Below are 9,962 nucleotides of genomic sequence, written 5' to 3'. Positions count from 1 at the left end.
GCATGTAGCGCTTCATCTCCTCCCGCCCGCAGGTCATCCCGAAGAAGAACCGGAGCGCCACAATACGCGTGTTGAAGGTCGATGGGGTGATCCCCGTGTCTGTCATATGGAGCTGATAGGCGCGCAGGTCCTCTGGCATCGCCGTATCGGGTGATCGCCCGAGGAACGCCGCGAAATCCTTGATTGCCCGGATGTGGGACTTCTGCGCCTTGTCGCCCATCCCGCGGATGCGCATGTCTTCGATCATCCGCTGACGCAGCGGGGTTACTCTCTCCTCTGTCATGGGAACCTCCTGTCTGATGATTGAGAAGGCCCCAATCGTCAGACAGGTCGGTCAGATCGCAAAATGCGCATCGCTACGGGCGGCTCAATCCATCAGCCAAATGCGCCAATGCCGCGAAGCGGCTTCGTCCCTGGGTAACGGGTCTCAGCAGTGACAGGAGCGGACTGTCGAAGTATCGTGCGATGAGATGCGTCAAGACCAATATTGCCGGATTAACGGATTCTTTTGAATGACACCCACTGACACCTTCGCGGAATTTCTGGAGGCGAGAGGCCGAAATCGATTTGGTCTCTGCATGTTCGTTCCTGCAATCATGGCACCTAAAGCCAATCGCTTGCTGAACGCGGCTTATAGGGATATCGGAGACAATCTGACCGTGCCAATGGGCCGATCGAATAGAGATGCAAAGATTGCATACTGGGCGGGAAATTATTCTTCGGCCAGTTTTGAGCATGCAAGGGATACGATAGCGGCCTTTGAGAATGTGCCGGGAGCGGTAATGCTTATAACCGAGGCCGGTGTCGGCGCATCAAATGCTGCCACGCTTGGTTTATTCGAAAACGGGCGCGCAAGGCAGTTCGAAGGCTTCAGGCTTAGCTTCTATTCGTTTTCTGGTGAGTACTTGGATGTTGAACGGATAGAGCATCGATCGGAAGAGATTGATGAGTTTCAAGATTTTGGGATAACGCTACAATCACAAATGTTATCCGAAAGTAGCAATGCGCAACTTCTACTGCGGACACCATGGGAGTCGATATTTCAGGAAATTATCAAAAATCCTGCCAGCCTATTCCACTTTAGGGATGACCCCAGAGCCTTTGAAGAGTTTATCGCTGACACCTATCGGCTTGATGGTTACGAAGTCGAACTTACGCCAAGTAGCAATGATGGCGGCGTAGATGTCATCGCTTCAAAGAGCGGGTTTGGTGCAATTAAGATATTTGATCAGGCCAAGGCTTACTCGGAAGGAAGAAGAGTGTCGGCGAATGATGTCCGTGCGGCTTATGGCGTTCTTAGCATGGCGCAGGACACATCGAAGGTCGTGATTACTACCACGTCAGAATTTGCACCAGGCGTATACGATGAATTTGCGCGCTTTATGCCAACACGACTTCAACTCCGGCATGGCCAAAATCTTATTGAATGGCTGAAACACGTCGGCGCGAACTTGCGTGGACTATGACTGCTACGGCTGGACAGGCCGTTCGCCGCATGCCTCACGAGTGGCCGGTTAGGGCCGTCCTCGACGTAGTCGATATGTTGTAAGCGCGAAATGCCTCTATCTTGAGGTGGTGACTGTGGCCTCCAACCCGACATGTGTGGCGCCGGATTCGGATGCCACGGCGCGCCGGGACCGATAGTTTGGGTCCACCCGCTCACCCCCAAAAAGAACGCCCGAGGATTCCCCCGGGCGTTCTCTGTCTTGCGCGACCTCAGCCAACACGGCCGAAGCCAGACCACACCCCGATCAGTTCGGGATATCGCCCGTGATGCCTTCGACGTAGAAGTCCATTCCGGCCAGCGTGCCATCTTCGGCCACTTCGCCTTCGGCCAGCCAAACGCTGCCGTCCTGCTTGTTGATCGGGCCGGTGAACGGGTGGTAGTCACCGTCTGTGATCGACGCGATCAGCGCTTCTGCTTCGGCTTTGACGTCGTCCGGAACGGTCTCGGTGATTTCACCGATCACGACCTCTCCCTCGGGCATGCCGGCCCAGCTTGCCTGCTGTTCCCATGTGCCATCCATCACGGCCTGAACCCGCTTGATGTAGTAGGGGTTCCAGTTGTCGATGATCGACGCCACACGCGGCGCGGGTTTGAAGGCGGCCATGTCCGACGCCTGACCAAAGCCGATCACGGCCCCGTCTTCCTTGGCCGCTTCAGCCAGAGGTGCCGTGGAGTCGGTATGTGCTGCGATCGCGTCGACCCCCTGGTCGATCATGGCGCGGGCAGCGTCGGCCTCTTTCGCCGGGTCAAACCAGGTGTAGGCCCAGGTCACGACCAGTTCCACATCCGGGTTCGCCTTCTGGGCGTGCAGGAAGTAGCTGTTGATGCCCTGGATCACCTCGGGGATCGGGAAGGACCCGATATAGCCGATCTTGTTGGTCTTGGTCATCTTGCCCGCGATATGGCCCAGAACTGCGCGGCCTTCGTAAAACCGCGCGTCATAGGTGGATACATTGGGATGATCGCGCTTGTAGCCGGTGGCGTGCTCGAACTTCACGTCCGGGAACTTGGCCGCGACGTTGTTGGTCGGGTCCATATAGCCAAAGGACGTGGTGAAGATGATGTTGCAACCCGACAGCGCCATCTGGGTGATGACACGCTCGGCATCGGCGCCTTCGGGCACGCTTTCCTGCCACGCGATTTCGACGGCATCGCCGAATTCTTCCTTCACGGCCAGGGCACCCTGATGGTGCTGGTAGGTCCAGCCGCCATCACCGATGGGGCCGACATAGACGAAACACGCCTTGGTCACGTCCTGCGCCATGGCAGGGGCACCAAAGGCCAGTGTCAGCCCCGCGGCGGCGGTCGCGAGTAGAGTTCTGCGGATCATGGATAGTCTCCCGGTTGGTGGGGCGGCAGCCGCCCCGTTTGAGTGGACACGCCCGATTGTTTCATCGGGTCGCATGGAACGTCTTTCCAAGGTTCGCGGGCGCATCATGGCTGCTGCGGCTGCGGTTGGACGAGATGAAAACAAGCACGAGGATCGTTATCAGATATGGCGACATCGACAAGTACTGCACACCCCAGGTCAGACCTGCGGCCTGCAGATTGAGTTGCAGAACGGTGATGCCGCCGAAAAGATACGCACCGATCAACACGCGGCCGGCGCGCCAGCTTGCAAAGACCACGATGGCCAGCGCGATCCAGCCTGCCCCTGCGGTCATGCCCTCGGTCCATTGCGGCACCCGCACGAGGCTGAGATAGGCGCCGCCCAGCCCGGCACAGGCCCCGCCGAACATGATCGCGGCCAGGCGCACGCGGATCACCTTGTAACCCAGCGCATGCGCGCTCTCGTGGCTTTCACCGACCGCGCGCAGGATCAGCCCGGCGCGGGTGTATTTCAGGAACGCCCAGACGGCGACGACCAGAAGCAGACTGAGATAAACCATGATGTCGTGGCTGAAGAACATCCGCCCGACAACCGGCAGATCACCCAGTAGCGGAATGTCGAGCTTGGGCAGGCTTTCGGCCTTCATGCCCTCGTAAGGCTTGCCGATCAACGAGGACAACCCAAGACCCACCAGTGTCAGTCCAAGCCCGGTCGCCACCTGATTGGACAGGAACACCTGAGTCAGCACCCCGAAACTCAGCGAAACAACGGCCCCCGCCAGCGCCGCGACGGCAAACCCCAACATCGGAGACCCGCTGTTGATCGCCACCACGAAACCGATCACCGCGCCGGTGATCATCATGCCCTCGACGCCAAGGTTCAGAACACCCGATTTCTCGACCACCATTTCACCAATGGCAGCAAGCAGGATCGGCGTGGCCGAGATCATGATCGACGCGACCAGAAGGATAGGGTTGATATTGCTCAGATCCATTACGCCATCTCGCTTGTGCCAAACCGGACGCGGTAGTTGGTCAACACATCCACCCCCAGAAGAAAGAACAGCAGCATCCCCTGGAACAGCTGGATCGACGCGCCGGGCACACCCAGCATGAGCTGCGCCAATTCGCCGCCGATATAGGTCAAGGCCATCAACAAGCCCGCCAACAGGATGCCCACCGGATGCAACCGGCCAAGGAAGGCCACGATGATGGCGGTAAAGCCATAGCCTGACCCGAAGTCGATGCTGATCTGTCCCGCCGGCCCCGTCACCTCGAACAGTCCCGCCATCCCGGCCAGAACGCCGGCGATGCCAAGACAGAACAGGATCGTGCGCGCCGGGGACACCCCCGAGAATTTCGCGGCGCGCGGCGCTTCGCCCGTCAGGCGGATGTTGTAGCCTTGAATGTGCCGCGTCAGCAGCACATAGGCGAGGATCACCGCGATAAAGGCGGTCAGCACACCCAGATGCATGCCCGTGTTCGGGATCAGGTCAAGGTTCTGCGACGAGGACCATTGCGACAGGTTGCGCGAGCCCGGAAAACCCATGCCTTCGGGATTGCGCAACAGACCCGAAGACACTGACGCGAGGATATTCTCGGCCACATAGACCAGCATCAGCGACACAAGGATTTCGTTGGTGCCGAACTTCACCTTGAGCAATGCCGGGATCATCGCCCAGGCCCACCCGCCCAGCGCGCCCGCGACGATCATCAGCGGCAGGATCAACGCCGACTCCATCGGGTACAGGGCCAGCCCGGCCCCCGCGCCGCAAATCGCACCGATGATATACTGTCCCTCGGCCCCGATGTTCCAGATGCCTGCCCGAAACCCGATCGACAGGCCGATGGCAATAAGGATCAGCGGCCCTGCCTTGACCAGCAATTGCGGCCGCGAGAAATTCGCGAATTGCGGATGGAACAAAGGGTCCCAGAAGATCGTGCGGATCGCCTCGACCGGCGAAGTGCCGATCAACCCGAACATGATGCCGCCGAACAGCATCGTCAGGATCACGGCAAGGATCGGCGTCGCCACCGTCCACGCCTTCGACGGCTGCGGGCGCTTTTCAAGCCGGATCATGCACAGCCCTCCCGATGGTTTCTGTGGCAGGGGTCGGAATTTGCATATTTGGAAAAAGAAGAAGCCGCAAAGACAGCGCACCATCCCGGCTTCTTCTTTTCAAAAATATGCAAACCCGCGTTTGCAACCTTGCAAAGCCGCAGGGCAATTGCGTCACGCCTCAACATGGGCCACCTCCATGTCGTGTGCGCCGCCCATCATCAGGCCGATCTCTTCCATGTTCAAATCCGCGACCTTCTTCAGGGCCGACAAGCGCCCTTCGTTCAATGCTCCGAAGCGGTCGGCGATTTCCAGAAGCTCATCGAGATCCTGACTGACCACGAGGATAGCAGCCCCTTTGGAGGCCAGGTCAAGCAACGCCTGCCGGATCGCCGCCGCCGCCGCCGCATCGACGCCCCAGGTCGGCTGGTTCACGACAAGGATATCGGGGTCCTGTGCCACCTCTCGCCCGATGACGAATTTCTGCAGGTTGCCACCCGACAGCGCGCGCGCCGCGACATGGGTGCCGGGGGTGCGCACGTCAAAGCGCGTGATCACGTCCTGCGCAAAGTCATCGGCACGCGTCCAGTTGATGAAGCCGTTCCTGACCAGCCTCTGCCGCCGCCCCGCTGTCAGCACGGCATTTTCAGTCAGGCTCATGTTCGGTGCGGCCGCGTGGCCAAGGCGTTCTTCGGGCGCGGTCAGACACCCGGCGGCGCGGCGCAGCACCGGTCCATCCCGGCTCACATCCGCGCCTTTGACCCAGATCGTCCCGCGTGGTGTTGTCCGTTCCCCCGACAGCGCCAGCAGCAGTTCATCCTGCCCGTTGCCGGCAACCCCGCCGATCCCCAGCACCTCACCCGCGCGCAGTTCAAATCCGATACCCCTGAGCGGCGTTCCAAACGCGCCCGGTGCGGGCATCGTCAGGTTGTCCACCCGCAGAAGAACCTCACCCGGCGTGGTGTGTTTCGCGGCAGGCGAGGCAAAGCTCGATCCGATCATCATTTCCGCCATGGTCCGCGCGGTGGTCTCGGAAGGCGTACAGGTCGCCACTTTCTTGCCCAGCCGCAGGATTGTCGCATGATCACACAGCGCGCGAATCTCTTCGAGCTTGTGGCTGATATACAGGATCGCGGTGCCTTCGGCCTTCAGCTTGCGCAGGGTCTCGAACAGGATGTCCACCTCTTGCGGCGTCAGAACCGAAGTCGGCTCGTCCATGATCAGAAGGCGGGGGTCCTGCAACAGGCAGCGAATGATCTCGACCCGCTGGCGTTCCCCCGCCGACAGCGTGCCGACCGTGCGCGCGGGATCAAGCGGCAGGCCGTAGGTTTCCGACACCTCACGAATCTGGCGCGCGAGATCCCGGCGGGCTGGCGGGTTCTCCATACCCAGCGCGACGTTTTCGGCCACGTCCAGCGCATCGAACAGCGAAAAGTGTTGGAACACCATCGCCACGCCAGCCTTGCGCGCCGCACTCGGCTCGGACGGAGCATAAGGCGCACCGCGCAGGGTCATGCTGCCCTTGTCCGGTTTCACCAGCCCGTAGATCATCTTGACCAGCGTGGATTTGCCAGCCCCGTTTTCGCCCAGCAAGGCGTGGATTTCGCCTTCACGGATGTCGAAGGTCACGTCGTCATTTGCGACAACACCGGGATAGGCTTTGGTCAGGCCTGAGAGGCGAAGGAGGTCGTCGGGCACAAAGCACCTGCATTGGTCAATGAAAGGGTCAATAACTGGGCAGCGACACCCACGGCAATCGTCTGAGGATGTTTTCCAAGTGATTTTTGCCCAATCGGGCAGCAAATGCGAGATATTTGGGCGTCTGAATGACCCATCTTGCGCAGGCGCGACATAAACCGCGCTTTCTTTGTGTCTGACCCGATCAGCCCGGCAAAGCCAAACCCGTGGTGCAGCAGCGCATCACACAGACCAAGGTCCAGCGCGTGGGAATAGGTCAAGATGATATGCGCGGCGTCTTGCGGGGCGTGTCGGACCACCAGAAGCGGATCGCTTGCGGGCAGGGCGTTCACACCTTTGGGGAGGTCGTCGGGAAACCGGCTGGGCGCGGTATCGACCCAGGTGATCTCGACCTCCGGGATTGGCGCAAGGACATCGACCAGCGCGCGCCCCACATGCCCCGCACCCCAGATCCAGACCGGGCGGGTGGCCTGCGCCATCGGTTCGACGAACCAGCCCTGCACCATACGCGGGCGCAGATCGACACCCTGGTTGCGTGCGCAGGTGGTCATGCGTTTGACGGCAAGCGGCATGTCACCCGCCCCCCGTGCCACCACCGTTTCGCCGTCGAGCGCGCCAAGGGTCTGCGCGTTGTGGACCTCGGTCAGAAGCGTCACCGCCCCACCACAGCACTGGCCCAGTTCCGGGCCAAGCGGATGGCGGCTGAACCCGGTCCTGTCCAACGCCTGCGCCGCCGCCTGATACTCCAGCGCACCACCGCCGATCGTGCCCGATTGGCCCCCGTCCCAGACAAGCATCGCCGCCCCCACCTCGCGCGGCGACGAGCCCTGCACATCGGCAATCACCACGCGGGCGACGCGGCCATGCGCCGTCACGGCCGCGCGCAAGCTGTCGAGGTCAAATGCCATCGCGCACCCGTTCGATCGCGGCCAGCACCCGTTCCGGCGTGGCGGGCGCATCAAGCGCCGGATAGCGCTCCCCACAGGACGCAATCGCGTCCGACAGTGCCAGAAACACCGAGTTGCCCAACATGAAAGGCGGCTCGCCCACCGCTTTGGACCGGTAGATCGTATCCTCGCGATTGCGCCCGTCCCACAGTGCCACGTTGAACACATCGGGGCGGTCCGAACAGGCCGGGATCTTGTAGGTCGAGGGCGCATGGGTGCGCAATCTGCCGCCATCGTCCCAGACCAGCTCTTCGGTGGTGAGCCAGCCCGCGCCCTGCACAAACCCGCCTTCCACCTGCCCGATATCCAGCGCCGGGTTCAGCGACGACCCTGCATCGTGCAGGATGTCGGTGCGCAGGATGCGGTATTCGCCGGTCAGCGTGTCCACCGCCACTTCGCTGACGGCCGCGCCATAGGCGAAATAGAGGAACGGTCGACCCTGGCCCTTGATCCGGTCCCAGCTGAGCTTGGGGGTCTTGTAGAACCCCGTCGCCGACAGGCTGAAGCGTGCCTCGTAGGTCATCTGCGCGACCCGCGCAAAGCTGTAGGTCTCGCCCTGAACGGTGACGTTCCCATCCGCAAACACGACCTCCCGCGCATCGCATTGGTGCAGGCTCGCCAGATGGTTCGCCATGCGGTCCCGGATCGTGTCGCACGCGGCCTTGACCGCCATACCGTTCAGGTCGGAACCGGACGACGCCGCCGTGGCCGACGTATTTGGCACCTTGCCGGTATCGGTTGCGGTAATCTTGACCATCTCCAGTGGCACACCAAACCGGCTGGCCGCCACCTGCGCCACCTTCTGGAACAGACCCTGTCCCATCTCGGTGCCGCCGTGATTCATGTGGATCGACCCGTCCTGGTAGACATGCACCAGCGCCCCCGCCTGGTTGAGATGGGTCAGCGTGAAGGAAATGCCGAACTTCACCGGCGTAAAGGCGAGACCTTTCTTGATGACGCTGTTGCCTGCGTTCCAGTCAGCCGCTGCCTGCCGCCGCTCGGCATAACCCGATGTCTCGAGCAAGCGGTCGGTCATGTCGTGCAGGATGAAATCCTCGACGACCTGACCATAGGGCGTGGTCTGTTCCGCAGTTGCAGCTTGCGCACCGGTGTTCTCGACCAGCTCTTCGGATCCGCGCGAGGCGATGTCCTGCTGCTTCATCTTGCCCGATAAACTCCGGGGGGGCGCCGAAGGCGCGTGGGGTTGCGCTGTTGGTCCAGCGGCCCCCAACCCCGGGGGGGGGGGCCGCCGGGGGGGGGGGGGGGGCCCCCCTCGACCTCTGCCATGTAGTAATTCGCCCGCCGCACCGCGACCGGGTCGAGACCCAGATCATGCGCGATGTGGTCCATCACCCGTTCGATCCCCAGCATCCCCTGCGGACCGCCAAAGCCGCGAAAGGCGGTGGCGCTTTGGGTGTTGGTCCTGAGCCGGTGGCTTTCGATGCGGACATGGGGCAGGTGATAGGCATTGTCTGCGTGCAGCATGGCGCGATCGGCCACCGGAATCGAAAGATCCTGCGCCCAGCCGCATCGCGTATACTGCTCGAATTCGACACCTGCGATCACGCCGCTGTCGTCACAACCAACCCGATAGGCGATCCGGAAATCATGCCGCTTGCCGGTGATCATGAAATCATCATCCCGGTCATAACGCATCTTGGCAGGCTTGCTTGTGGCGGACGCAACCACGGCGCAGGCGATGGCCAGTGCGTTGCCCTGGCTTTCCTTGCCCCCGAAACCGCCGCCCATGCGGCGGGTTTCCACCCGAACGCCATGCATCGGCAGGTGCAGCGCGTGGGCGACCTTGTGCTGGATCTCGGTCGGATGCTGGGTCGAGGAATGTACAACAACGTCACCGCCTTCCTGCGGCAGAGCCATGGCGGATTGGCCTTCGAGGTAGAAATGCTCTTGCCCACCCATCTCGATCACGCCGGAAACCTGGTGTGGCGCGGTGTCGATGGCCTCTCCTGCATCGCCTTTTTCCCAGATGCGCGGCCCGTCTTCGAACCGGGCATCTGCGGCCAGCGCTTCGTCGATGGTCAGGATCGCATCACGTTCGCCGTAGCTGATCCGGCCCAGACGCGCCGCCTTGCGGGCGGCAAGATGGCTGGTGGCGGCAACCAGAAAGACCGGCTGGCCGAGGTACTGGATCGTCGCGCCCGACAGCAGCGGTTCGTCATGGGCCGAGGGGGAACAGTCACACTCGCTTGGCAGGTCTTTCGCTTCCCAGACGGCGACAACGCCGGGTGCGGCACGCACGGGGTCAAGATCAATCGACGCGATCCGCCCGGCGGCGATGCTGCTCAGACCAAAGGCCAGATGCAGCGTGCCCCGCGGGGTCGGGATGTCATCGACATAGCGCGCCTGTCCGGTGACATGCAGGCGCGCGGCATCATGGGGCAGGGGTTTCGCGATGCTCATG

The 9,962-nt window shown here is 61.7% G+C and carries 9 protein-coding genes; 1 reads left to right on the top strand and 8 read right to left on the bottom strand.

Translation table 11 applies throughout. From position 1 onward, the window contains the following. Positions 1–283: site-specific integrase (locus ACTIEN_RS06575; protein WP_439522318.1), on the bottom strand; the 283-nt coding region annotated here is incomplete at its 3' end. 229 nt (positions 284–512) lie between these two features. Here ACTIEN_RS06575 and ACTIEN_RS06570 point away from each other — a divergent pair. After that, positions 513–1,466: a restriction endonuclease gene (locus ACTIEN_RS06570; protein WP_439522317.1), complete on the top strand. Its 954-nt coding sequence runs from the start codon at positions 513–515 to the stop codon at positions 1,464–1,466. Positions 1,467–1,751: 285 nt separating this feature from the next. Here the strand turns inward: ACTIEN_RS06570 and ACTIEN_RS06565 are convergent, their stop codons facing one another. From ACTIEN_RS06565 to ACTIEN_RS06535, 7 genes are all read right to left on the bottom strand, one after another. Next, positions 1,752–2,837: a BMP family ABC transporter substrate-binding protein gene (locus ACTIEN_RS06565; protein WP_439522316.1), complete on the bottom strand. Its 1,086-nt coding sequence runs from the start codon at positions 2,835–2,837 to the stop codon at positions 1,752–1,754. Positions 2,838–2,898: 61 nt separating this feature from the next. Continuing rightward, entirely contained in the window at positions 2,899–3,831 is a 933-nt protein-coding gene (locus ACTIEN_RS06560; protein WP_439522315.1) for an ABC transporter permease, read from the bottom strand. Next, positions 3,831–4,916: an ABC transporter permease gene (locus tag ACTIEN_RS06555; RefSeq protein ID WP_439522314.1), complete on the bottom strand. Its 1,086-nt coding sequence runs from the start codon at positions 4,914–4,916 to the stop codon at positions 3,831–3,833. The genes ACTIEN_RS06560 and ACTIEN_RS06555 overlap by 1 nt, the downstream gene beginning before the upstream one ends. A gap of 153 nt (positions 4,917–5,069) precedes the next feature. Continuing rightward, positions 5,070–6,593, bottom strand: a complete 1,524-nt coding sequence (locus ACTIEN_RS06550) for an ABC transporter ATP-binding protein (protein ID WP_439522313.1) — start codon at positions 6,591–6,593, stop codon at positions 5,070–5,072. Beyond that, positions 6,560–7,501, bottom strand: a complete 942-nt coding sequence (xdhC, locus tag ACTIEN_RS06545) for a xanthine dehydrogenase accessory protein XdhC (RefSeq protein ID WP_439522312.1) — start codon at positions 7,499–7,501, stop codon at positions 6,560–6,562. The genes ACTIEN_RS06550 and xdhC overlap by 34 nt, the downstream gene beginning before the upstream one ends. Beyond that, positions 7,491–8,702, bottom strand: a complete 1,212-nt coding sequence (locus ACTIEN_RS06540) for a molybdopterin cofactor-binding domain-containing protein (protein ID WP_439522311.1) — start codon at positions 8,700–8,702, stop codon at positions 7,491–7,493. Before ACTIEN_RS06540 ends, xdhC begins: the two co-directional genes overlap by 11 nt. Beyond that, positions 8,699–9,961, bottom strand: a complete 1,263-nt coding sequence (locus ACTIEN_RS06535) for a molybdopterin cofactor-binding domain-containing protein (RefSeq protein WP_439522310.1) — start codon at positions 9,959–9,961, stop codon at positions 8,699–8,701. The genes ACTIEN_RS06540 and ACTIEN_RS06535 overlap by 4 nt, the downstream gene beginning before the upstream one ends. Between the last annotated feature and the right edge of the window lies 1 nt (position 9,962).

Origin of the sequence: Marivita sp., assembly GCF_051859345.1 — a bacterium.
Lineage (GTDB): Bacteria > Pseudomonadota > Alphaproteobacteria > Rhodobacterales > Rhodobacteraceae > Marivita.
This window is presented reverse-complemented; position numbering and strand designations above follow the sequence as displayed.

Excerpts from the sequence above, each read along its gene's own strand:
- ACTIEN_RS06570 (WP_439522317.1), top strand. The coding sequence starts at position 513 with ATGACACCCACTGACACCTTCGCGGAATTTCTGGAGGCGAGAGGCCGA.
- ACTIEN_RS06565 (WP_439522316.1), bottom strand. The coding sequence starts at position 2,837 with ATGATCCGCAGAACTCTACTCGCGACCGCCGCCGCGGGGCTGACACTG.
- ACTIEN_RS06540 (WP_439522311.1), bottom strand. The coding sequence starts at position 8,702 with ATGAAGCAGCAGGACATCGCCTCGCGCGGATCCGAAGAGCTGGTCGAG.
- ACTIEN_RS06535 (WP_439522310.1), bottom strand. The coding sequence starts at position 9,961 with ATGAGCATCGCGAAACCCCTGCCCCATGATGCCGCGCGCCTGCATGTC.
- xdhC (WP_439522312.1), bottom strand. The coding sequence starts at position 7,501 with ATGGCATTTGACCTCGACAGCTTGCGCGCGGCCGTGACGGCGCATGGC.
- ACTIEN_RS06560 (WP_439522315.1), bottom strand. The coding sequence starts at position 3,831 with ATGGATCTGAGCAATATCAACCCTATCCTTCTGGTCGCGTCGATCATG.
- ACTIEN_RS06555 (WP_439522314.1), bottom strand. The coding sequence starts at position 4,916 with ATGATCCGGCTTGAAAAGCGCCCGCAGCCGTCGAAGGCGTGGACGGTG.